At 73.5% G+C, this 21,765-nt stretch carries 21 protein-coding genes; 7 read left to right on the top strand and 14 right to left on the bottom strand.

Annotated elements, in window-relative coordinates:
- Positions 1-193: 193 nt before the first annotated feature.
- The gene (gene dnaE, locus ACTWM8_RS11685; protein ID WP_446213834.1) at positions 194-3,727 is read right to left on the bottom strand and encodes a DNA polymerase III subunit alpha; all 3,534 of its coding nucleotides are present in this window, start codon (positions 3,725-3,727) and stop codon (positions 194-196) included.
- A 242-nt stretch (positions 3,728-3,969) separates the two neighbouring features.
- Between dnaE and ACTWM8_RS11680 the strand changes: the two genes are divergently transcribed.
- On the top strand, positions 3,970-4,509 hold the full coding sequence (locus ACTWM8_RS11680; protein WP_154938209.1) for an RNA polymerase sigma factor: 540 nt from the start codon (positions 3,970-3,972) through the stop codon (positions 4,507-4,509).
- Positions 4,502-5,065: a hypothetical protein gene (locus ACTWM8_RS11675; RefSeq protein ID WP_446213833.1), complete on the top strand. Its 564-nt coding sequence runs from the start codon at positions 4,502-4,504 to the stop codon at positions 5,063-5,065. Before ACTWM8_RS11680 ends, ACTWM8_RS11675 begins: the two co-directional genes overlap by 8 nt.
- Here ACTWM8_RS11675 and ACTWM8_RS11670 read toward each other — a convergent pair.
- A complete protein-coding gene (locus tag ACTWM8_RS11670; RefSeq protein ID WP_446213832.1) occupies positions 5,062-6,441 on the bottom strand; it encodes a serine/threonine-protein kinase in 1,380 nt (459 codons plus the stop codon). The genes ACTWM8_RS11675 and ACTWM8_RS11670 overlap by 4 nt on opposite strands.
- A gap of 201 nt (positions 6,442-6,642) precedes the next feature.
- Between ACTWM8_RS11670 and ACTWM8_RS11665 the strand changes: the two genes are divergently transcribed.
- The 3 genes from ACTWM8_RS11665 to ACTWM8_RS11655 all read left to right on the top strand — a co-directional run bounded on the left by ACTWM8_RS11665 (position 6,643) and on the right by ACTWM8_RS11655 (position 8,717).
- On the top strand, positions 6,643-7,299 hold the full coding sequence (locus ACTWM8_RS11665) for a hypothetical protein (protein ID WP_446213831.1): 657 nt from the start codon (positions 6,643-6,645) through the stop codon (positions 7,297-7,299).
- A gap of 129 nt (positions 7,300-7,428) precedes the next feature.
- Positions 7,429-7,770, top strand: coding sequence for a PadR family transcriptional regulator (locus tag ACTWM8_RS11660; RefSeq protein ID WP_446213830.1), 342 nt, complete (start codon positions 7,429-7,431; stop codon positions 7,768-7,770).
- A complete protein-coding gene (locus ACTWM8_RS11655) occupies positions 7,767-8,717 on the top strand; it encodes a permease prefix domain 1-containing protein (RefSeq protein ID WP_446213829.1) in 951 nt (316 codons plus the stop codon). The genes ACTWM8_RS11660 and ACTWM8_RS11655 overlap by 4 nt, the downstream gene beginning before the upstream one ends.
- A 49-nt stretch (positions 8,718-8,766) precedes the next feature.
- Here the strand turns inward: ACTWM8_RS11655 and ACTWM8_RS11650 are convergent, their stop codons facing one another.
- From ACTWM8_RS11650 to pgsA, 9 genes are all read right to left on the bottom strand, one after another.
- Entirely contained in the window at positions 8,767-9,330 is a 564-nt protein-coding gene (locus ACTWM8_RS11650) for a GNAT family N-acetyltransferase (protein ID WP_446213828.1), read from the bottom strand.
- Positions 9,331-9,385: 55 nt separating this feature from the next.
- Entirely contained in the window at positions 9,386-10,000 is a 615-nt protein-coding gene (locus ACTWM8_RS11645) for a DUF402 domain-containing protein (protein ID WP_446213827.1), read from the bottom strand.
- 5 nt (positions 10,001-10,005) lie between these two features.
- The gene (locus ACTWM8_RS11640) at positions 10,006-10,758 is read right to left on the bottom strand and encodes a YebC/PmpR family DNA-binding transcriptional regulator (protein ID WP_154938218.1); all 753 of its coding nucleotides are present in this window, start codon (positions 10,756-10,758) and stop codon (positions 10,006-10,008) included.
- A gap of 294 nt (positions 10,759-11,052) precedes the next feature.
- Positions 11,053-11,658 (bottom strand): pyridoxal 5'-phosphate synthase glutaminase subunit PdxT, encoded by a 606-nt coding sequence (gene pdxT, locus ACTWM8_RS11635; RefSeq protein WP_446213826.1) that lies wholly within the window; start codon positions 11,656-11,658, stop codon positions 11,053-11,055.
- Between the two features lie 38 nt (positions 11,659-11,696).
- Positions 11,697-12,545: a pyridoxal 5'-phosphate synthase lyase subunit PdxS gene (gene pdxS, locus ACTWM8_RS11630; RefSeq protein WP_218897205.1), complete on the bottom strand. Its 849-nt coding sequence runs from the start codon at positions 12,543-12,545 to the stop codon at positions 11,697-11,699.
- Between the two features lie 255 nt (positions 12,546-12,800).
- A complete protein-coding gene (locus ACTWM8_RS11625; RefSeq protein ID WP_446213825.1) occupies positions 12,801-13,295 on the bottom strand; it encodes a hypothetical protein in 495 nt (164 codons plus the stop codon).
- A gap of 17 nt (positions 13,296-13,312) precedes the next feature.
- Positions 13,313-14,482, bottom strand: coding sequence for a glycosyltransferase family 4 protein (locus tag ACTWM8_RS11620; RefSeq protein WP_377611399.1), 1,170 nt, complete (start codon positions 14,480-14,482; stop codon positions 13,313-13,315).
- A 17-nt stretch (positions 14,483-14,499) separates the two neighbouring features.
- Positions 14,500-15,438, bottom strand: a complete 939-nt coding sequence (locus ACTWM8_RS11615; RefSeq protein ID WP_446213824.1) for a phosphatidylinositol mannoside acyltransferase — start codon at positions 15,436-15,438, stop codon at positions 14,500-14,502.
- The gene (pgsA, locus tag ACTWM8_RS11610; protein WP_446213823.1) at positions 15,435-16,055 is read right to left on the bottom strand and encodes a phosphatidylinositol phosphate synthase; all 621 of its coding nucleotides are present in this window, start codon (positions 16,053-16,055) and stop codon (positions 15,435-15,437) included. Before pgsA ends, ACTWM8_RS11615 begins: the two co-directional genes overlap by 4 nt.
- 253 nt (positions 16,056-16,308) lie before the next feature.
- On the opposite strand from pgsA, the gene ACTWM8_RS11605 reads away from it, so the two are divergent.
- A complete protein-coding gene (locus ACTWM8_RS11605) occupies positions 16,309-18,471 on the top strand; it encodes an elongation factor G-like protein EF-G2 (RefSeq protein ID WP_446213822.1) in 2,163 nt (720 codons plus the stop codon).
- Between the two features lie 132 nt (positions 18,472-18,603).
- Here the strand turns inward: ACTWM8_RS11605 and ACTWM8_RS11600 are convergent, their stop codons facing one another.
- A complete protein-coding gene (locus ACTWM8_RS11600; protein WP_446213821.1) occupies positions 18,604-19,662 on the bottom strand; it encodes an aldo/keto reductase in 1,059 nt (352 codons plus the stop codon).
- Positions 19,663-19,729: 67 nt separating this feature from the next.
- On the opposite strand from ACTWM8_RS11600, the gene ACTWM8_RS11595 reads away from it, so the two are divergent.
- Positions 19,730-20,239 carry a hypothetical protein gene (locus ACTWM8_RS11595; protein ID WP_446213820.1) on the top strand — a complete coding sequence of 170 codons (510 nt, stop codon included), beginning with the start codon at positions 19,730-19,732 and terminating at the stop codon, positions 20,237-20,239.
- Between the two features lie 200 nt (positions 20,240-20,439).
- On the opposite strand, the gene ACTWM8_RS11590 is transcribed toward ACTWM8_RS11595, so the two are convergent.
- On the bottom strand, positions 20,440-21,072 hold the full coding sequence (locus ACTWM8_RS11590; protein ID WP_446213819.1) for a CG0192-related protein: 633 nt from the start codon (positions 21,070-21,072) through the stop codon (positions 20,440-20,442).
- A 50-nt stretch (positions 21,073-21,122) separates the two neighbouring features.
- Positions 21,123-21,692, bottom strand: a complete 570-nt coding sequence (locus tag ACTWM8_RS11585) for an HIT family protein (protein ID WP_446213818.1) — start codon at positions 21,690-21,692, stop codon at positions 21,123-21,125.
- Positions 21,693-21,765 lie beyond the last annotated feature (73 nt).

The following is a 21,765-nucleotide window of genomic DNA, read 5'->3' as shown; positions in this document are numbered from 1 at the left end:
ACGACGGCGGTGATGATCGCGATCAGCGCCGCGCTGATGATGTTGACCGCGACGGCGACGAGAACCTGGCTCATCTGCACTCCTCGAAATCCTCCTGGTCCCGCGGCCCGCCGGGTGGCGAGCCGCCGGGGAAGCGTAGGGACCCGAGATGACGCGCAGGTTTACTGACAGTGATATTCGCTGGTCAGCAGCCTCAGCTAACGTTTGCCGGGCCGAGGACGCTCTTCAGGTCGCCCATCAGCGCGGTGGTGGCCGCCACCCGGAACGGGCCCAGCCGCAGCGTGGTGGTCTTGCCGCCGTTGAGCAGCTTGACGTGCACCTCGGTGTCGCCGGGGTGCAGCACCAGGGTCTCCTTGAGCCGTTCCACCAGCGGTGGCGTGCAGCGGTGCACCGGGATGGTGAGGGTGACCGGCTTGTTGGCCGGGTTGCTGCTGACGTCCGGCATGGACATGTCCATCGCCATGATCCGCGGCGTGTCGTCGCGACGGTCCACCCGGCCCTTGACCACCACGATGGCGTCCTCGGCGATGTACTGCCCGATCACCTCGTAGGTGTTCGGGAAGAACAGCGTCTCCACGCCGCCGGCCAGGTCCTCCAGGGTGGCCGAGGCCCAGGCCCGGCCCTGCTTGGTGACCCGGCGCTGCACGCCGGAGAGGATGCCGGCCAGGGTGACCACCGCGCCGTCCGAGACGGTGCCCTCCTCGGAGAGGGAAGCGATGGTGCAGTCCGCCGCCGCGCCGAGGACGTGCTCCAGGCCGAAGAGCGGGTGGTCGGAGACGTAGAGGCCGAGCATCTCCCGCTCGAAGGCGAGCTTGTCCCGCTTGTCCCACTCGCTGTCGCCGATGGTCGGCATGACCGTGGTGCTGCCGCCGGTGTCGGCATCGCCGAAGCCGGCGCCGAAGAGGTCGTACTGGCCGACCGCCTCCTTGCGCTTGACGTCGGCGTACGCGTCGATGGCGTCGGCGTGCACGGCGAGCAGGCCCTTGCGGGTGTGCCCGAGCGAGTCGAAGGCGCCGGCCTTGATCAGGGATTCGATGGTCTTCTTGTTGCAGGCCACCGCGTCCACCTTGGCCAGGAAGTCGTAGAAGTCGGCGTACTCGCCCTTCTCCTCCCGGCACCGCATGATCGCGGCCACCACGTTCGCGCCGACGTTGCGGACGGCGGCGAGGCCGAAGCGGATGTCCTTGCCGACCGGGGTGAACGGCCCGGCCGAGGTGTTCACGTCCGGCGGCAGGACCTGGATCCGCATCCGGCGGCACTCCGACAGGTAGAGCGCCATCTTGTCCTTGTCGTCACCGACCGAGGTGAGCAGCGCCGCCATGTACTCGGCCGGGTAGTGCGCCTTCAGGTACGCCGTCCAGTACGACACCAGCCCGTACGCGGCGGAGTGCGCCTTGTTGAAGGCGTAGCCGGCGAACGGGACCAGCACGTCCCACACCGCCTGGATCGCCTGGTCGGAGTAGCCGCGCTCGCGGCAACCGTCCCGGAACGGGATGAACTCCTTGTCGAGGATCTCCTTTTTCTTCTTGCCCATCGCCCGGCGCAGCAGGTCGGCCTGGCCCAGGGTGTAGCCGGCGAGGATCTGCGCGGCGCGCTGCACCTGCTCCTGGTAGACGATCAGGCCGTGGGTGGGCGCCAGGATCTCCCGCAGCGGCTCCTCCAGCTCCGGGTGGATCGGGGTGATCTCCTGGAGGCCGTTCTTGCGCAGCGCGTAGTTGGTGTGCGAGTCGACGCCCATCGGGCCGGGCCGGTACAGCGCCAGCACGGCGGAGATGTCCTCGAAGTTGTCCGGCTTCATCAGCCGCAGCAGGGAGCGCATCGGCCCGCCGTCGAGCTGGAACACGCCGAGGGTGTCGCCCCGGGCCAGCAGCTCGTAGGCGGCATTGTCGTCCAACGGCAGGGCCAGCAGGTCGAGTTCCCGGCCGTGGTTGAGCTGGATGTTCTTGACCGCCTCGTCGATGATCGTCAGGTTGCGCAGGCCGAGGAAGTCCATCTTCAACAGCCCGAGCGACTCGCAGGTCGGGTAGTCGAACTGGGTGATGATCGCCCCGTCGGCGTCCCGGCGCATCAGCGGGATGTGGTCGATGATCGGCTCGGCGGACATGATGACGCCGGCGGCGTGCACGCCGGTCTGCCGGATCAGCCCCTCGATGCCCTTCGCGGTGTCGATCACCTTCTGGACGTCCGGGTCGGACTCGTAGAGGCCACGGATCTCGCCGGCCTCGGCGTAGCGCGGGTGCTTCGGATCGAAGATGCCGGAGAGCGGGATGTCCTTGCCCATCACCGCCGGCGGCATCGCCTTGGTGATCCGGTCGCCGACCGCGTAGGGGAAGCCGAGCACCCGGGCCGAGTCCTTGATCGCGGCCTTCGCCTTGATCGTGCCGAAGGTCGCGATCTGGGCGACCTTGTCCTCGCCCCACTTGTCGGTGACGTACTTGATCACCTCACCGCGCCGGCGCTCGTCGAAGTCGATGTCGACATCGGGCATCGAGACGCGCTCGGGATTGAGGAACCGCTCGAAGATCAGGCCGTGCGGGATCGGGTCCAGGTCGGTGATGCCCAGGGCGTACGCGACCAGCGAGCCGGCGGCCGAGCCACGGCCCGGTCCCACCGCGATGCCCTGGCTCTTCGCCCACTGGATGAAGTCGGCGACCACGAGGAAGTACGACGGGAAGCCCATCTGGTTGATGACGCCCAGCTCGTACTCGGCCTGCACGATGTGCCCCTCGGGGATCCCGGTGGGGTAGCGGCGGGCCAGGCCGGCGAAGGTCTCCTTGCGGAACCAGGACTCCTCGGTCTCCCCCTCGGGCACCGGGAAGCGCGGCATCAGGTTGTGGAATTCGAACATGCCGGTCGGGTCGACCTTCTCGGCGACCAGCAGGGTGTTGCGGCAGCCCTGCTGCCACAGCTCCGAGTTGTCGACCGCGCGCATCTGCTCGGCGGACTTGATGAAGTAGCCGCCGCCCTCGAACCGGAACCGGTTCGGGTCGTCGATGTTGCTGCCGGTCTGCACGCAGAGCAGCACGTCGTGCGCGGTGGCCTGGGCCTCGTGGGTGTAGTGCGAGTCGTTGGTGACCACCGGCGGGATGTCCAGCTTGCGGGCGATCTCGGTGAGCCCGTCGCGGACCCGGCGCTCGATCGAGAGGCCGTGGTCCATGATCTCCAGGAAGTAGTTCTCCTTGCCGAAGATGTCCTGGTAGCTGGCGGCGACCTTGAGCGCCTCGTCGAACTGGCCCAGCCGCAGCCGGGTCTGCACCGCGCCGGAGGGGCAGCCGGTGGTGGCCATGATGCCCTCGGCGTGCTCGGCGATCAGCTCCATGTCCATCCGGGGCCACTTGACGTAGTGGCCCTCCATGGAGGCGCGCGAGTTGAGGGTGAAGAGGTTCTTCAGGCCGGTGGCGTTCTTCGCCCACATGGTCTTGTGGGTGATGGCGCCGTTACCCGAGACGTCGTCGCTCTTCTGCTCCGGCCGGCCCCACTTGACCCGCGCCTTGTGGAAGCGCGACTCCGGCGCGACGTACGCCTCGACGCCGAGGATCGGGGTGATGCCGGCGGCCATCGCCTGCTTGTAGAAGTCGTTCGCGCCGTGCATGTTGCCGTGGTCGGTGATCGCCACCGCCGGCATCCCGAGCCGGTTCGCCTCGGCGAAGAGGTCCTTGAGCCGGGCCGCCCCGTCGAGCATCGAGTACTCGGTGTGTACGTGCAGATGCGCGAACGAATCGCCCATGCGTGGCGCCCCCCCGGGTCGGTCTCATGGGTGGTCGGAAGTCGGTCGGCCCACCCTATCCCCGGGCCCACGGACGTCTCCAGCAGCCGCGCGGACAGACCGCCGCCGGGTGGTGTGGATCTCCCGGAGAGCCGGCCCGAGGGGGTCGCGGCCGGGTCGGCTGCCCGACTCGGGGATCCCGGGTGGGCCGGCGCCGCCGTAGCCTGGACGGCACGGCGCACCGGCAGAGCGGGGACGGTGTGATGCTTCTCGCGGACGACATCGACGACCTGGCCAGAGCGGCCGCGCGCGGCGAACCGGGCGCGGTCGACGCGCTGCTTGCGGCCGTGCGTCCCGAGGTGCTGCGGCTCTGCGCCCGGCTGCTGCCCCACCGGGAGGACGCCGAGGAGGCGTGCCAGGACGCCCTGCTCGCGCTCGCCCGGGGCATCGACCGGTTCGAGGGCCGGTCGTCGTTCCACACCTGGCTCTACCGGCTCACCGCCAACCGGGCCCGGTCGACGTACCGGGCGCTGCGCCGGCGCTGGCTGGTCGAGTCCGGCGGCGTGCCGCTGCCCGATCCGCCCGATCCGAGGCGCACCAGCGTGGTCGCCGGCACCCGGCTGGACCTGCTCGACGCGCTGGACGCGGTGCGCCCCGAACTCGCCGAGGCGGTGACGCTGCGCGACGTGCTCGGGCTGAACTACCGCGAGATCGCCGCCCTGCTCGACGTGCCGGAGGGCACCGCGAAGTCCCGCGTCCACCTGGCCCGCCGGCAGGTCCGGCAGCGGATGTCCGGTGACTGAGACCAGGCGCCGCCGGGCCGCCGCCCCGCTCGCGTCGGCCCGCCGATGGGTGGTTCCGGTGGCCACGCTGGGCGTGCTCGGGTCGGTGGCGGCCTGCGGGCAGGCTCCGGTCGCGCCGCTGCCGGTCCGACCGCCGACCCCGGCGGCCACCCCGTCGACCCCCGCCGCGCCGGCCCCGTCCGCACTCCCCGGCCCGGCCACCCTCGCCGCCACGCCGCGACCGCCCGCACCGGTCGGACCCGCGCCGACCCGCGGCAGGGGTACGCGCTCACCGTCGCCGAGCCCGCGGTCGAGCGCCTGCCTCGGCCCGGTCCGCTACGACCTGGTCCTCGCCGAGACCGAGGTGGCCCTGCTGAAGTCGCTCTGTCTGGCCGCCGGTGGGGTGCTGCGCATCCAGGGCATCGGCCCGGGCGAGGTGACCGTGGACCGGGAGGACCTGGTCTCCCGCAGCTACGAGGCCGGGGTGCAGGACATCCGGTTCCTGCACGCCGGCACGGTCCGGGTGACCATCCCGCAGGGCGGCGAGGCGCACACGGTCGCGGTGGTGGTGGTCTAGTCGCCGGTGGCGCGCACCCGCACCCCGGCCAGCAGCGCGTCCACGAAGTCCGTCCCGCCGTCGGCGGGCGGCGCGACCTGCACGTAGAGCAGGGCGTCCCGGCCGGCGGCGAGCCCGGCCGCCTCGACGAGCACCGGCCGACCGTGCGGGCAGGCGTACCGGGCCACGACCCAGTCGACGCCGGCCTGCCGGGTACGCCGCACCGGCGCGGCCACGCAGTCCGCGTGCGGGCGCTCGGCGACGAACCCCTCCGGGGTAGTACGCCGGGCGGCGCTGGCGGAGAGGCCGACGAAGGCGCCCGGCACGTCCGGGTCGGCGGCCCAGCGCCCCGGGTCGGCCGCGACGATCAGCGCCGGTTCCAGCCTGCCGTCGTCGCCGTACTGTCCGGCCCAACCGGTGCCGGTGGCCCGCCACCCCGCCGGCAGCGCGACGCTGAGCGGCCCGCTGGTCCCCCGGATGCCGTCGGGGTGGGGCAGGCCGCCGTCCCCGGCCAGGGCGCCAAGCGCGACGAGCGCCACGGCGCCCGCGCCGGCCAGGCCGAACCGGCGGACCGGCCCCCGCCCCCGGCGGGCCGGGTGCCCGTCGTCCGCGTCCGCGTCGGCTGGCGAGGTGGCGCGGCGCAGTGCGGCCCGGAAGGCGTCGGCGTCCGGGTAGCGGTCGGCGGGGCGGACCGCGGTGGCCCGGCGCAGCACCGACGGCACGGCGGCCGGGACGCCCTGCCGCCACCGGGATGTCGGGCCGGGACCGCCGTCGGGGTGGCCGAGCAGCCGCAGCCCGAGCCGACCCAGCCCGAACACGTCGCTGCGGGTGTCCACCACGGCCAGTGGGTCGTCCTGCTCGGGGGCCATGTAGCCGGGCGTCCCGGCCCGGGCGGTCAGCCCGGACGCGGCGGCCAGGGCCTTGGCCAGTCCCAGGTCGGCGATGAGCACCCGCTCGCCGGTCGGACCGGAGGCGAAGAGGATGTTGCCCGGGGTCAGGTCGCGGTGCACCACCCGGTGCCGATGCAGGACCGCGACCCCGGCGGCGATCTCGCCGAGCAGGACCAGCGCCTGCGCCGCCGGCAGCGGCCCCGTGGCCAGCCGGTCCCGCAGGCTACCGCCGTCGGCCCAGGCCAGCACCGCGTACGGACGGCCGTCGGGCAGCTCGCCCACGCCGTGCACCCGGACCAGCCGGGGGTGGTCGAGCCGCCGCAGCAGCCGCGCCTCGTCCAGGAACCGTTCCCGCACCCGCAGGTCGTGACTCCAGTTCTCGGCCAGCACCTTGATCGCCACCCGGGAGTCCAGGACGGGATCGTGGCCCAGCCAGACGGTCGCGAACGAACCCGCGCCGAGCAGTCGCTCGATCCGGTAGGAGCCGATCCACGCCGGAGTGCTCATCGCCCCACCCTCGTCGGCAGTCCCCGCTGCGACGGTAACCGGTGCGGACGGGCGGCGGGGACCGCCGGAGCGGGGTGGCGCAGACCGCCGGAAGCGGGTCCCACCGGTGCGGACGGTCCGGTCGGAAACCCGACGAACCGATGTGGCCGGCGGGGAGACGAACAAGACGACAGGACAGCACCACCACGAAGGAGTTCCGTCATGAACCGTCTGTCGTCCACCGTCCTCACCGGCGCGCTGGCCCTCTGCGCCGTCGTACCCGCGCTGGCCGGCCCGGCCGCCGCGGGGCCCGCCGCCGACGCTCCGACCCGCTCCGGCACCGCCGCCGGCGCCTCGGCCGCCGTCGCCGCCGGGTCCTCCGACCGCGCCGACCGGCGTCGCTCGGCGCAGGCCACGATCGTCCAGGCTGCCGGTTCGGTCGACCTGCTCAGCGTCCGGGGCGCCGGACCGTTCCGGATCGGTGCGAGCCTGACCCGGCTCTCGGCGGCCGGCCTGATCGACTGGACGGCTGCCGGCTGCGCCGGCGTGGTCCACGCCGGCGTCACCGGCGACTGGGCCGGGAAGATCCTGCTCGCCTTCCGGGACGGGCGGCTGGTCTCGGTCGGCACCGCCACCGCACCGCCGCGCTCGCCGGCGGGAGCGAGCGTCGGCATGTCCTTCGCCGAGCTGGAGGAGATCTACGGCCGGCGCGGTGAGCTGATCAGCAACGACGCCGGAGACGCCACGGCGTACCTGGTCCGGTTCGGCAGCCGGGTGGAGCTGTTCACCGGACACCCGATCCGCCCCGGCGTCGGCTGGTTCGAGGCCGGGCGCGCGGACTTCGTCGAGCGCGGCTTCCGGCAGGGCCGGTCCTGCTGAACCCCGCCCGCACCGAGGGGCGCCGGCATCCCGCCGGCGCCCCTCGTCGGCGGAGCGACACATCGTTCCCCTCCGGCACGACAGTATTGGTATCGACAACACTGTGTGGCACACAGTATGGTGTGACGCATGGTTAGCGAGGAGATCCTGCGGACCCATCTCCAGGAGTTGCGCCGCGGCACGGTGGTGGTGGCGAGCCTGGTCGCCCTGCGCCACCCCGACTACGGCTACGCGCTGCTGCAACGGCTGGCCGCGCACGGCTTCCCGGTCGACGCCAACACGCTCTACCCCCTGCTGCGCCGACTGGAGGAGCAGGGCCTGCTGACCAGCGAGTGGAACACCGAGGAGAGCCGCCCGCGCAAGTTCTACCGCACCAGCGAGGAGGGCGAGGGCGTACTGCGCCGACTCCTCGACGACCTCGCCGCCGTGCAGATCTCCGTCGCCGGGCTGATCGAAGGAGTGGACCGATGACCTCCCTGACCGACCGCTACGTCGCCGCCACCCTGCGGGCCGTGCCCGCACCACGCCGGGCGGAGATCGCCACCGAGCTGCGCGCCTCCATCGAGGACATGATCGACGGCCGGACCGCCTCCGGGGAGGACGCCGCCGCGGCCGAACGCGAGGTGCTGACCGAGATGGGTCACCCGGAGCGGCTCGCCGCCCGCTACGCCGACCGCCGGCTCCAACTCATCGGCCCCACCTACTACCTGGTCTGGCAGCGGTTCCTCAAGGGGCTGCTCGCCGTCGTCCCCGCCACCGTCGGCGTGGCGGTGGGCGTGATCAAGGCGACCGTCGAGGGCGAACCCGGCCCGGCGATCGGCGCCGGCATCACCGCCGCCTTCCAGACCGCGGTGCAGATCGCCTTCTGGGTCACCCTGTGCTTCGCCGTGCTGGAACGGACCGACACCTCGCTGAAGCTGCCCGACTGGACCGTCGACCAGCTACCCGAGGGCCCGGTCGAGCGGGACGTACGCCTCACCGACACCTGCGCGGCGGTGGCGATGCTGCTGCTCACCCTGGCCTTCCTGCCCTGGCAGCACGTCCAGCCCTGGGTGACGGCGACCGACGGCGGGCGGATCCCCCTGCTCGACCCGGCGCTGTGGCGCTCCTGGCTGCCGGTGCTCGCGGCGGTGCTGGTCGCGAGCCTGGCGCTGGAGATCGCGAAGTACCGCGCCCGGCGGTGGACCTGGCCGCTGGTGGCCGTCAACGCCGCGCTCGACCTGGCCTTCGCCGTGCCGGTGGTGGTGCTGCTGCTCACCGACCGGCTGCTCAACCCGGACCTGGTCGCCCGGTTCGCCTGGCTGCGCGAGGGCGATCACCTGGAGACCGTCGCCACGGTGTCGGTGGTGGTGATCGCCGTGATCACGCTCTGGGACGTCGTCGACAGCGTGCTGAAGGCCCGCCGCCGCGACGCCTGAGCAGAGGCATCCGGCCCGGCGCACACGGGGGCGCCGGGCCGGGGCCGGGTCAGCGCCCGCCGGCCCGCCACTCGCGGGCCAGCAGGGCGTACACCGCCTCGTCGGTCCACTCCCCCTTGACCAGCTCGTTCTCCCGCAGGTGCGCCTCCCGGCGCATGCCGAGCCGCTCCAGCACCCGGGCCGAGGCGGTGTTGCGGGCGTCCAGCCGGCCGACGATCCGGTGCAGGCCCAGCTCGTCGAAGCCCAGCCGCAGCATCTCCCGAGCCGCCTCGGTGGCGTACCCGTGGCCGGCGTGGTCGGGGTGCAGGACGTACCCGATCTCGCCCTGCCGGTGCGCGACGCTGGTCCAGATCAACAGCACGTCACCGATCACCGCGCCGGTCTCCCGCAGCACCAGCGCCAAGTTCAGCACGTCGCCCTCCGCGCGCAGCGCCACCCGGGCGCGCTTGCGGGCCAGCGCCTCCCGGCTGGCGGCCTCGTCGTTCGGGGCGAAGTAGAGGTAGCGGGTGACGTCGGCGCGGGACTGGTAGCCGTGCAGGGCGGCGAAGTCGTCGGCGGTGAACAACCGCAGGTCGAGGCGGTCGGTGCGCAGCGGGAGGTCGGGGACGAGCATCCCGGCAGGCTACGGCGGGAGCGGGCGGCCGGTCAGCCGAGTTTCGCCGCCGCTTTCAGCAGGGGACGGTGTCCCAGCCGGCCGGCAGCCGCGGCCCGTCCCAGGACGGGTCCGGCCGCCACTGCGCCCAGCCCTCGTCCCACCAGCGCCGGCCCGCGTCGAGCAGGGCGGCGATCCGGTCCCCCTCCCCGCGGATGGCGTCGGCCATGCCCGGGTAGCGCCCCTCGGTGAGGCGCTGGGCGAACATCTCGACGTCCTTCCAGACGTACCGGTCAGTGCCCGCCGGCCACCACAGGTCCAGCTCGTGGTCGAGGGTGTCCACCCCGATCGGGGTACGCCGGAACGGGTCCTGGAGGTTGAAGTACCAACCGGCGAAGGCGCGGTCCTCGCCGGACCAGAAGACGTCCACCGAGTGCGCCTCACCCGGACGCTGGAGCATCAGCTTGCCGTGCCCGGACCAGGCCGTGTGGCCGGCGGTCTGCCAGGGGTGCCGTCCACACGGGAAGGTGCCGCCCTCCGGGAAGCCGAACTCGGCCCCCGGCGGCAGGTAGAGCGCGAGCAGGTCGGCGGAGTCCTCGACGCAGATGGTCGGGCAGCCGAACCAGACCTCGCCGCGCAGCACCTCCCGCCGGACGACCACGTCGCCCGGCGGGAATCGCCCTTCGGTCACCGGGGTCAGGCGTCGACCGCGGCCATGACGTCGTCGGAGACGTCGAAGTTGGCGTAGACGTTCTGCACGTCGTCGCAGTCCTCGAGCACGTCGATCAGCTTGAAGACCTTGCGCGCGCCGTCGGCGTCCAGCGGCACGTTGACGCTCGGGATCAGGGAGGACTCGGCCGACTCGTACTCGATCCCGGCGTCCTGCAGGGCGGTGCGGACCGGAATCAGGTCGGTCGGCTCGGAGACCACCTCGTACGCCTCACCGAGGTCGTTGACCTCCTCCGCGCCCGCGTCGAGCACGGCCATCATGATGTCGTCCTCGGTGGTGCCGGCCTTGGGGACGATCACCACGCCCTTGCGGGAGAACATGTACGACACCGAGCCGGCGTCGGCGAGCGAGCCGCCGTTGCGGGTCAGCGCGGTGCGGACCTCGGTGGCGGCCCGGTTGCGGTTGTCGGTCAGGCACTCGATGAGCATCGCCACGCCGTTCGGGCCGTAGCCCTCGTACATGATCGTCTGCCAGTCGGCGCCGCCGGCCTCCAGGCCGGAGCCCCGCTTGACCGCGCGGTCGATGTTGTCGTTCGGTACCGAGTTCTTCTTGGCCTTCTGGATGGCGTCGTAGAGCGTCGGGTTACCGGCCGGGTCGCCGCCGCCGGTACGCGCCGCGACCTCGACGTTCTTGATCAGCTTGGCGAACATCTTGCCGCGCTTGGCGTCGATGACGGCCTTCTTGTGCTTGGTGGTCGCCCACTTTGAGTGGCCGGACATCTCGTACCTCCGTCTGTCATTCCACGCCTGCGTCGACAGCCCGCGCCGACTCCACCCCGCAACCGGCGACAGGACGGCCGGTCGGCTCCGCGTGGAGGGCTGCGGCGGGCACTGGCCCTGCCGAACCGCGGCAATCCTACCGAGGTCGTGCCCCGGCGTGTCACACCCGGACCCGTCGGGGCGGCGTCGGGGCACCCGGGCCATGAGGAGGACAACCCGCGCGTACCGGAAAACATGCCCGCCCGGCACGCGCGAGGGGCCCTTCCGATCCGGAAGGGCCCCTCGCACATCCGCTCAGGCGGCGCGGACCAGGTCCACGAAGTAGCGGTGCAGCCGCAGGTCGCCGGTGAGCTCCGGGTGGAACGAGGTGGCCAGCAGGTTGCCCTGCCGGACCGCGACGATCCGCTCGGCGGCCGGGCCCTCGCTGACCCGGCCGAGCACCTCGACGCCGTCGCCGACCCTCTCGACCCACGGGGCCCGGATGAAGACCGCGTGGAACGGCTCGCCCGCGACCCCGGCGATCTTTACCGGCGCCTCGAACGAGTCGACCTGCCGGCCGAACGCGTTGCGCCGCACCGTCATCTCGATGCCGGCGAAGCCGCGCTGGTCGGGCCGGCCGTCCAGGACCTCGGTGGCCAGCATGATCATGCCGGCGCAGGACCCGTAGACCGGCATCCCACCGGCGATCCGCTTGTCGATCGGCTCGCGCATCTCGAAGATGTCGGCCAGCTTGCTGATCGTGGTGGACTCGCCGCCGGGGATGACCAGCCCGTCGACCGCGTCCAGCTCGGCCGGGCGGCGTACCGGGCGGGCGTCCGCGCCGGCGCCGGCCAGGGCCGCGACGTGCTCGCGGACGTCACCCTGCAGCGCGAGCACACCGATGATCGGCGTCTCGCCCATGCGCACCGTCCTTTCGTCGTATCCCGACCGCGCCGAGGTCACCAACCGCGCTCGGCCAGCCGGTGCGGCTGCGGGATCTCGTCGACGTTGATGCCGACCATCGCCTCGCCGAGGCCGCGGGAGACCTTGGCCAGCACGTCCGGGTCGTCGTGGAAGGTGGTGGCCTTGACGATCGCGGCGGCGCGCTGGGCCGGGTTGCCGGACTTGAAGATGCCCGAGCCGACGAAGACGCCCTCGGCGCCGAGCTGCATCATCATCGCGGCGTCGGCCGGGGTGGCGATACCACCGGCGGTGAAGAGCACCACCGGCAGCTTGCCGGTCTCGGCGACCTCCTTGACCAGCTCGTACGGGGCCTGGAGCTCCTTGGCGGCGACGAACAGCTCGTCGGCCGGCAGCGAGCTGAGCCGGGCGATCTCCTGCCGGATCTTGCGCATGTGCATGGTGGCGTTGGAGACGTCGCCGGTGCCGGCCTCACCCTTGGAGCGGATCATCGCCGCGCCCTCGGTGATCCGGCGCAGCGCCTCGCCGAGGTTGGTCGCGCCGCAGACGAAGGGGACGGTGAAGGCCCACTTGTCGATGTGGTTGGCGTAGTCGGCCGGGGTGAGCACCTCGGACTCGTCGACGTAGTCGACGCCGAGGGACTGCAGGATCTGCGCCTCGACGAAGTGGCCGATCCGGGCCTTGGCCATGACCGGGATGGAGACGGCGTTGATGATGCCGTCGATCATGTCCGGGTCGCTCATCCGGGACACCCCGCCCTGGGCGCGGATGTCGGCGGGCACGCGCTCCAGCGCCATCACGGCGACGGCGCCGGCGTCCTCGGCGATCTTGGCCTGCTCGGCGGTGACCACGTCCATGATCACGCCGCCCTTGAGCATCTCGGCCATGCCGCGCTTGACGCGGGCGGTGCCGACGAGGGAGGTGGCGCCGGCGTTCTGGGAGGTGGTTTCGGGCACGGGTTATCGCTCCTCGGACGTGCTCGGGGGGTGGCTACGGCTGATGCTACGGCGGGTTCAACGCCGGTCCGACAGCCAATCAGACCCCCGGTGGCCTGCACTGTGGCTGCCATCACCCGGGATCGGACACCCGCCCGAAGCGTCGCCAAACCGGGCAGTCCGCACCACCGGTGCCGAAAGCCGACGTCAGCTCGCGGGAGCCTCGGCGGCGACCACGAGCGTCGGGTCGTCGACGTCGAAGTAGCGGGGCCACGGGTGCCGGCGCCCCATCCGGCACAGCCGCACCAGCGGCCGGCTGCGCGCCGCCCGGGCGTCGCGGACCAGGTCGGTGTGCACCTGCCGGGCCAGCGCCAGCCGCCGGCTGGCGGCGATCACCGCCTCGCAGACCGGGTCGGCCGGGTCCAGCCGCACCGTGCGCAGCTGCCGGGTCAGGTCGTTCTCGGCGGCCTCCCGCTCTTCCGGCGGGGCGTCCAGCGCGATCCGCGCCGCCGCGTACAGCTCGACGCCGTAGCGCCGCTCGGCCAGCACCGCGGCGGCGGCCGCCCGGCGCAGCAGGTGCGCGTCGAGGGCCCGGGCGGCGGACTCCGCCCGGGACTGCAGCCGCTCGACCCGGCCGGCCGTCCAGATCAGGTACGTCGCGACCAGGGCGACGACCACCGTCGCGCCCACCACCCACCACATGTGCGGCATCGTAGTGCTCACACCGCCCCGCCCAGCCCCACCCATTCCTGGTCGATGACCCGGCCGTCGGTGGCCTCGATGGCCGCGGCGTAGACCTCCAGGACCCGGCGGGCGATCACCGGCCAGTCGTAGTGCGCCACCACCTCGTCGCCGCAGGCGGTCAGCGCGGCCCGGCCCTGCGGGTCGTCGAGCAGGTCGGCCAGGGCGGTACGCAGCGCGGCCGCGTCCCCGGTCGGGAAGAGCCGGCCGGCCCGCCCGCCGTCGAGCACCCGGCGGAACGCGTCGAGGTCGCTGGCGACCACCGTGGTGCCGGCGGCCAGCGCCTCGGTGAGGATCATCCCGAAGGACTCCCCGCCGGTGTTCGGGGCGACGTAGAGGTGCACGCTGCGCAGCATCCGGGCCTTCTCCTCCTCCGGCACCATGCCGAGGAAGGTCACCCGGTCGCGCAGCTCGGCCGGGAACCGCCCGAACAGGTCGTCCGGGTCACCGGGGCCGGCCACCAGCAGGCGCAGGCCGGGCCGGTGCGGCGCCAGCGCGACGAAGGCGTCGCGCAGGATCGGGAACCCCTTGCGGGCCTCGGTGAAGCGGCCGAGGAAGCCGAGCGTGCCGCCGGTGCCCGGCGCGCACTCCCCCGGCCAGCCGGGCAGCGGCTCGACGCCGGCGAACTTGGCCACCGCCACCCCGTTGGGGATCTCCACCGCGCCGCCGTCCATGTGCTCGACCTGGACCTTGCGGGCCAGCGCGCTGACCGCGATCCGGGCGGTGATCCGCTCCAGCACGATCTGCAGGACGCCCTGCGCGGCGGCGAGCACCCGGGACCGGGTCATCGCGGTGTGGAAGGTCGCCACCACCGGGCCGCGCGCGGAGAGCACCGCCAGCATCGACAGGCTCAGCGTCAGCGGCTCGTGCACGTGCAGCACGTCGAAGTCGCCCCGGGTGAGCCAGCGGCGCACCCGGGCGGTGGAGACCGGGCCGAACGCGATCCGGGCCACCGACCCGTTGTACGGCAGCGGCACGGCGCGCCCCGCCGAAACCACGTACGGCGGCAGCGCCGACTCCTCGTCGGCCGGGGCGAGGACGCTCACCTCGTGACCGAGCCCGATCAGCGCCTCGGCGAGGTCCATGACGTGGTTCTGCACCCCACCGGGTACGTCGAAGGAGTACGGGCACACGATGCCGATCCGCACGTAGGCGCCCTTTCCCGTCAGGCCTGGCCGGTGACCGGCGCAGGTGGTGTCGCGCCGCTGTCCGTGCTCCGCTGGTCCAGCCACATCCGCTGCAACATGTGCCAGTCTTCCGGATGCCGCGCGATGCCCGCCGCCAGAGCGTCGGCAATCCGCTGGGTCAGCAACCGGACCCGCTGGTCCAACGGCGCCGAATCCGGGTCCGGCAGCGGCAGCGGACCCTCGAGCGAGGCGCACGCGGCGTCCGGTTCGTACCACATCGAGGCGACGTAGAGCGGGGCGCCGGTGCGGACCGCCAGCAGCGCCGGGCCGGCCGGCATCCGGGTCCGGCCGCCGAAGAACTCGACCTCCACCCCTCGGGCGGAGAGGTCCCGGTCGGCCAGCAGCGGCACCACCGTGCCGGCGCGGACCCGGTCCACCAGCACGTCGAAGGCGGGCCGGGCGCCGCCGTGGGTGGGCAGGATCTCCATGCCCAGGCCCTGCCGGAAGGCGAGGAACCGCTCGTAGACCGCCTCGGGCTTGAGCCGCTCGGCGACGGTGGTGATCGGCCAGCCGGTGGCGGCCACCCAGGCGCCCGCGGCGTCCCAGTTGCCGGCGTGCGGCAGGGCGACCACCGCGCCCCGGCCGGCGGCCACGTCGGCCGCGAGCAGGTCCACCCCGGCCGGGTCCAGCCGGAACCCGGCGAGGATCTGGGCACGGCTCAGCGCCGGCAGCCGGAACGCCTCCATCCAGTACCGGGCGTACGAGCGCATCCCGCGCCGGACCAGCGCGTCCAGCTCCGCCTCGGGCAGGTCGGGGCCGACCACCCGGCGCAGGTTGGCGCGCAGTCGGGCCGTACCCGGGCCGCCTCGGCGGTGGGCGCGGTCCGCGCCCGCGGAGAAGGCCGCGGCCACCACGGGCCGGGGCAGCGCGCGGGCCAGGCGCCAGCCGGCGACGTAGCCGAGCTCGGTGAGGTTCACTCCTTGCCGACCTGCTGGGCCTGCCGGTACACGTGCGCCATGCGCTGCCCCACCGTGAAGATCGAGACGGCAGCGAGCAGCCAGAGCGCGACCTCCAGGGCGCGGTCCACGCCGAGCCCGGTGAGCAGGCCGCCCACCCCGACGATCAGCAGCCGCTCGGTGCGCTCGGCGATGCCCACGTTGCCGGTCATGCCGAGCCCCTCGGCGCGGGCCTTGACGTAGGAGACCAGCCCGCCGGCGGCCAGGCAGAGCAGCGCCGCGGCCACCCCGGAGTATTCGTGCTCGGTCGCCAGCCAGTACGCCACCGCGCCGAAGACGGCGCTGTCGGCGACCCGGTCCATGCTCGAATCGAGGAACGCCCCGAACCGGGTGGAGCCGCCGCTCATCCGGGCCATCGTCCCGTCGAGCAGGTCGGTGAGCGCGAAGACCGTCACGATGAGGGCGCCGGCGACCAGGTCACCGCGGGCGCCGAAGCCGAGGGCGCCGACGAGCACGCCGAGGGTGCCGGTCACGGTGACCGCGTTGGGGGACACGCCGGCGCGGAGCAGGCCGCGCGCGACCGGCTCCACGACGCGGGTCATCCCCGCGCGGGCCGTCACTTGGAAGATCTTCGCCATGGCGGTCCCACGATAACGGCCGGCAGCGGTCGGCGACACAGCCGGTCGTCCGACCCGCGTGGCGCAGGCTTGTGTCGGGTCGGTAACGGGTGTGAGATCGGGTGTGGGGGGTGAGCCAGCTCACCGGCCCACCCGGCTGAGTACCCGTCGTCCAGGAGAGCACCGGAGGATATCGCCGCGGCACCCGCCCGGGCCCGCTTCCCCGTCGCGAGCGGCGGTCGCCACCAATCACGGCTGAGGGAGGTGCGCCGCGATGGCGCAGAAGAACCAGGAGAAGGGTGTCACCGGCGCGGCGCCGGTGGTGACCGAGCCCGGCAGGGTTCGCAACGTGGTGCTCGTCGGGCACTCCGGGGCGGGCAAGACGACCCTGGTCGAGGCGCTGCTCGCCGCCAGCGGCACGATCAGCCGGGCCGGCAGCGTCACCGACGGCACCACCGTCTGCGACCACGACCCGGCGGCGGTACGCCAGCAGCGCTCGGTGAGCCTGGCCTGCGCTCCGCTCATGCACCAGGGCGTCAAGGTCAACCTGCTGGACACCCCGGGGTACGGCGACTTCGTCGGCGAGCTGCGGGCCGGCCTGCGGGCCGCCGACGCCGCGCTGTTCGTGGTCTCCGCGGCCGACGGGATGGACATGGCCACCGCCGCCCTGTGGGAGGAGTGCGCCGCGGTGGACATGCCGCGGGCCGTCGCGGTCTCCCGGCTGGACCATCCGCGCGCCGACTTCGACGAGGCGGTGGCGCTGTGCCAGCGGGTGTTCGGCGACAACGTGCTGCCGCTCTACCTGCCGATGCTCGGCGACGACGGCGTGTCGGTGGCCGGCCTGCTGGGCCTGATCACCCGCCGGGTCTTCGACTACTCGGCCGGGCTGCCCGCCGCCGTGCGCGAGCCGGATCCGGAGCACCTGCCGGCGATCCTGGAGTCCCGCAACGAGCTGATCGAGGGGGTCATCGCCGAGAGCGAGGACGAGACCCTGATGGACCGCTACCTCGGCGGCGAGGAGATCGACACCGAGGTGCTGATCACCGATCTGGAGAAGGCGGTCGCCCGGGGCCACTTCTACCCGGTGGTGCCGGTCTGCGCGGAGACCGGCGTGGGCCTGGACGCGCTGCTGGACGGCCTGGTGGCCGCCTTCCCGTCCCCGCTGGAGCACGAGGTGCCCGCGGTCACCGGCGTGGACGGCTCGCCCCGGCCGCCGCTGAGCTGCGACCCGGACGGCCCGCTGGTCGCCGAGGTGGTCAAGACGACCGTCGACCGGCACGTCGGCCGGGTCTCGCTGGTACGGGTCTTCTCCGGCACGCTCCGCCCCGACCAGGTCGTGCACGTCTCCGGGCACGGCATGGCCGAACGCGGGCACCCCGACCACGACGCCGACGAGCGGGTCGGGCACATCTACACCCCGCTGGGCGCGACACTGCGCGAGGTGACCGCCTGCGTGGCGGGCGACCTCTGCGCGATCACCAAGTCGGGCAGCGCGGAGACCGGCGACACCATCTCCGCCAAGGAGGAGCCGCTGCTCGTCGCCCCCTGGGCGATGCCCGAGCCGCTGCTGCCGGTGGCGATCGTGGCGAAGAGCCGGGCCGACGAGGACGCCCTGGCCCGCAACCTGGGCCGGCTGGTCGCCGGCGACCCGACGCTGCGCCTGGAGCGCAACCCGGAGACCCACCAGCTGGTGCTCTGGTGCATGGGCGAGGCGCACGCCGACGTGGTCCTCGACCGGCTGCGCAGCGGCGGCGTGGAGCTGGAGACCGAGCCGGTACGGGTGGCGCTGCGCGAGACGCTGACCGCCGGTGGCCGGGGCCACGGCCGGCACGTCAAGCAGTCCGGCGGCCACGGCCAGTACGCCGTCTGCGACATCGAGGTGGAGCCGCTGCCGCGCGGCGAAGGCTTCGAGTTCGTCGACCGGGTGGTCGGCGGGGCGGTCCCGCACAACTACATCCCGTCGGTGGAGAAGGGCGTGCGGGCGCAGATGGAACGCGGCCTGGTGGCCGGCTATCCGGTGGTGGACCTGCGGGTCACCCTCGTCGACGGCAAGGCGCACAGCGTCGACTCCTCCGACGCGGCCTTCCAGACCGCCGGCGCGCTGGCGCTGCGCGACGCCGCCGAGAAGGGGCAGCCGGCGCTGCTGGAGCCGGTGGACGAGGTGGTCATCCGGGTGCCCGACGGCTCCGTCGGCCCGGTGATGGGCGACCTGTCCGGCCGGCGCGGCCGAGTGCTCGGCACCGAGCCCGACCCGGACGCCGACGGGCGCACCCTGGTCCGCGCCGAGGTGCCCGCCACCGAACTGCTCCGGTACGCGGTCGAGCTGCGCTCGATGACCCACGGCACCGGCACCTTCACCCGCGACTTCGCCCGCTACGAGCCCATGCCCGCCCACCTCGCCGAGCAGGCCCGCAAGGAACACACCACCCACACCTGACCCACCCCTCCCCGGGCCCCTCTGCGCCGCGCACTTTCCGAGAAAGAGTGCCTATTCCCCGCCGAATAGCCACGCTTTCTCGAAAAGTGCGCGGATCTTGGGGTCGGGTGGGTGGGGCGGGCGGCGGAGGGGTCAGGGGCGGGCGGTGGGGATGGGGGGCATCGGCCAGTGGGGGCGGTCGGCGTCGCGCAGGGCGGCGGTGCGCAGGGCGGCGAGCTGACGTTCCACCTCGGCGAAGTGGTCCGGGGCGAGTGGGCCGAGGCGCAGCGCGGCGGCGTTCTCGTCGACCTGGGCGACCGTCCGGCAGCCGGGGATCGGCACCGTGCGGGCGCTGCGCGCCCAGATCCAGCCCAGCGCGCCCTGGCTGAGGGTGCGCCCGTCCGCGGTGAGGGCGCCACGTACCGCCGCGACCCGGCGCAGCCACTCCGGCGCCGGTCGCCCGCCGCGGAACCACTCCAGCCAGGTGGGGGCGACGCCGCGTACGTCGTCGCGGGGCAGCGTGGACGTCGCGGTGTACTTGCCGGTGAGCAGCCCCATCCCGAGCGGGCTCCGGTTGACGCTGCCCAGGTCGTGCTTGTCGCAGACGGCCAGCATCACCGGGGTGTCCCGGAGCACGGAGAGGGTGTGCTGCACGGCGGTGGCGTGCGGTGCCGCCTCGGCGAAGGCCGCCGCCCGGTCGGCCCGGTCGGTGCTCCAGCCGTACGCGCGGACGAGTCCCTCGGCGACCAGGTCCTCCAGGGTGCCGAGCAGCGCGTCCACCCGGGGCAGCGGCAGGTCGCCCAGGTGCAGCTGGTACAGGTCGATCCGGTCGGTGTCCAGCCGGCGCAGCGAGTCGGTGACCGCCCGGCGCAGGTACGCCGGGGACGGGTCCTCACCGGTGGCCTGGCGGGTCTGCTCCTCGAAGGTGTAGCCCCACTTGGTGGCGATCACGGCCTCGTCCCGCCGGCCGGCGAGCGCCCGGCCGAGGACCCGCTCGCCGTGCCCGGCCCCGTACGTGTCGGCGGTGTCGAAGAGGGTCACGCCGAGGTCCAGCGCCCGCCGTACGGCCCGGACCGACTCCTCGTCGTCGACCCTGCCCCAGCCCAGCGGCCGGGCGCCCTCGGCCCAGGGGCCACCGATCGCCCAGCACCCCATGCCGAGGGCGCTGACCTCGATGCCGCTGCGGCCCAACGTCCGCGTCGTCACTGCCATCGCCGCATCCTGCCACCTCCACCCGACAGACGGGCGGGAACGTCACCTGTCGTGGAGGATCGACCACATGGGACGGCTGGGCGTGGACGTCGGCGGTGTGATCATCGAGCTGACCGAAGGGGACGAGGACACCTCGTTCTTCGGCGACAACTACCTGCGGACACCCCCGCTGGACGGGGTGTTCGAGGCGCTGGCCGCGCTCGTCCCGCTCTTCGACGAGGTGTACGTGGTGTCGAAGTGCGCCGAGCCGACCGAGCGGCGGACCCGGGACTGGCTGGCCCACCACGACTTCCACGCCCGCACCGGGATCGGCCCGGAGCGGCTGCGCTTCTGCCGTACCCGTCCGGAGAAGGGGCCGATCGCCGCGCAGCTCGGGCTGACCCACTTCGTCGACGACCGGCTGGAGGTGCTGGGCTATCTCGACATGGTGCCGCACCGGTACCTGATGCGGCCCCGGGAGGACGAGGTGGCCGCGTACCGGGCCCACCTGGCCGGGGTGCAGCGGGTGGAGAGCTGGCCGGAGCTGGTCGCGCGGATCCGCGCGGACGCCGGGGAGGGCACCGCCGACCGGCGGTGACCGGCTGACCCCTCCGCGCCCGGGACACGGACCCAGGGCGGGCGCGGCCACCCACGGCGCACCGGATGGCGGTGCCGAGCCCGGCGAGCAACTGGCGGCCACCAGCGCGGGAGCGGAGACGAGCGACAGCCGTTCAGCGCCGGAGGGCGGAGACGAACGGCAGCCGTTCAGCGCCAAATCGCGCAGACGAACCGCGGCCGTCAGCGCCGGAGCGCGGAGGCGAGCGGCAGCGGGGTCGGCTGGCCCTCCCAGGTGCCGGTCAGCACGACACCGGCCGGCGAGGTGCCGCGGTCGAGGCGGCGGACGACCGCCAGCTCGACGGTGTCGGTGACGATCAGCGTCGGGTCGGCGTCCACCACCCGGCGGGGCGTACCCACCTCGGGCAGCTCGGCATCGTCGGCCCCGCTGCTGTCGATGGCCATCGTCGGCGCCCGCCGCTCCTGCCGGCCGTCCACCTCGAAGTACTCCTCTGCCTGACCGCTTCCGGTGAGGATCGCGGCGGCCAGCGCGGCAGCGTAGACCGGGTCGCCGCAGGCGTCGTAGACCCAGCGGCGGCCGAGCACCGAGTGCGCGGTGGTGCCCACCAGCCAGTCGTCGGCGCCGTCGAGCGGCGCGCCCCGGTAGGTGAGCGGGACCTGGTGGACCGGCCCGTCACCGGCCCGGACGAGCAGGGTCTCGATGCCGACCTCCCCGGCCGGGTCGTCGAACCGGCAGCCCGCGACGCGCACCACCTCGACGCCGGCGGGTCCGTCGTACCAGCCTCGGCCGGGCAGCCACTCGGTGAGCAGTTCCAGCTTCGTGGGGCGCAGCGTGGCGCGGTGCAGCAGGGCCATGCACAAGATCGTATGCCCGGCCGGGCGCGCGAGCCGGCCCGGCGTGGGGGTCAGGCCGGCCAGGCCTTGGCGAACAGGTCGCGGGTGTCGGCGAGCAGCTGCGGCAGGACCTTCGTCCGGCCGATCACCGGCATGAAGTTCGCGTCACCGCCCCAGCGCGGCACCACGTGCTGGTGCAGGTGGGCGGCGATGCCGGCGCCGGCGACGCCGCCCTGGTTCATGCCGAGGTTGAACCCGTGCGCGTTGCTGACCGTGCGGACCACCCGCATCGCGGTCTGGGTGTACACGCCCAGCTCGATGGTCTCCGCCGGGTCCAGGTCGGTGTAGTCGGCGACGTGCCGGTACGGGCAGACCAGCAGGTGCCCCGGGTTGTACGGGTAGAGGTTGAGCACCGCGAAGACGTGCACCCCGCGCGCCACGACCAGGCTCTCCCCCTCGGGCAGGCCGGGGGCCAGGCAGAACGGGCAGCCGGTGGGCTTCTCGTAGCCACCCTCGGGACGGTCCTCGCCGGAGATGTAGGTCATCCGGTGCGGCGTCCAGAGCCGCTCCAGCCCGTCCGCCAGGCCGGTGTCGCCGGTGATGTCCGTGCCGTCGTCAGAGTGCCGCGCCGCCCCAGTCACACGCCGATCCTACGGTCACCGCAAGGGGGTGCCCCTGTCCGCACCGGCCCACCCGAACCCGGCCCGCGCTCCC

The organism is Micromonospora sp. IBSANI012 (assembly GCF_052814045.1).
This window is presented reverse-complemented; position numbering and strand designations above follow the sequence as displayed.

Bases quoted from the DNA above. Each gene is read 5' to 3' on its own strand.
- ACTWM8_RS11605 (WP_446213822.1), top strand. From the start codon at position 16,309: ATGGCGCAGAAGAACCAGGAGAAGGGTGTCACCGGCGCGGCGCCGGTG.
- pdxS (WP_218897205.1), bottom strand. From the start codon at position 12,545: ATGGCCGAGATGCTCAAGGGCGGCGTGATCATGGACGTGGTCACCGCC.
- ACTWM8_RS11640 (WP_154938218.1), bottom strand. From the start codon at position 10,758: ATGTCCGGCCACTCAAAGTGGGCGACCACCAAGCACAAGAAGGCCGTC.
- ACTWM8_RS11670 (WP_446213832.1), bottom strand. From the start codon at position 6,441: ATGAGCACTCCGGCGTGGATCGGCTCCTACCGGATCGAGCGACTGCTC.
- pdxT (WP_446213826.1), bottom strand. From the start codon at position 11,658: ATGGGCGAGACGCCGATCATCGGTGTGCTCGCGCTGCAGGGTGACGTC.
- ACTWM8_RS11650 (WP_446213828.1), bottom strand. From the start codon at position 9,330: ATGCTCGTCCCCGACCTCCCGCTGCGCACCGACCGCCTCGACCTGCGG.
- ACTWM8_RS11660 (WP_446213830.1), top strand. From the start codon at position 7,429: ATGGTTAGCGAGGAGATCCTGCGGACCCATCTCCAGGAGTTGCGCCGC.
- pgsA (WP_446213823.1), bottom strand. From the start codon at position 16,055: ATGGCGAAGATCTTCCAAGTGACGGCCCGCGCGGGGATGACCCGCGTC.
- ACTWM8_RS11625 (WP_446213825.1), bottom strand. From the start codon at position 13,295: ATGTGGTGGGTGGTGGGCGCGACGGTGGTCGTCGCCCTGGTCGCGACG.
- ACTWM8_RS11595 (WP_446213820.1), top strand. From the start codon at position 19,730: ATGGGACGGCTGGGCGTGGACGTCGGCGGTGTGATCATCGAGCTGACC.
- dnaE (WP_446213834.1), bottom strand. From the start codon at position 3,727: ATGGGCGATTCGTTCGCGCATCTGCACGTACACACCGAGTACTCGATG.
- ACTWM8_RS11655 (WP_446213829.1), top strand. From the start codon at position 7,767: ATGACCTCCCTGACCGACCGCTACGTCGCCGCCACCCTGCGGGCCGTG.
- ACTWM8_RS11680 (WP_154938209.1), top strand. From the start codon at position 3,970: ATGCTTCTCGCGGACGACATCGACGACCTGGCCAGAGCGGCCGCGCGC.
- ACTWM8_RS11590 (WP_446213819.1), bottom strand. From the start codon at position 21,072: ATGGCCCTGCTGCACCGCGCCACGCTGCGCCCCACGAAGCTGGAACTG.
- ACTWM8_RS11665 (WP_446213831.1), top strand. From the start codon at position 6,643: ATGAACCGTCTGTCGTCCACCGTCCTCACCGGCGCGCTGGCCCTCTGC.
- ACTWM8_RS11600 (WP_446213821.1), bottom strand. From the start codon at position 19,662: ATGGCAGTGACGACGCGGACGTTGGGCCGCAGCGGCATCGAGGTCAGC.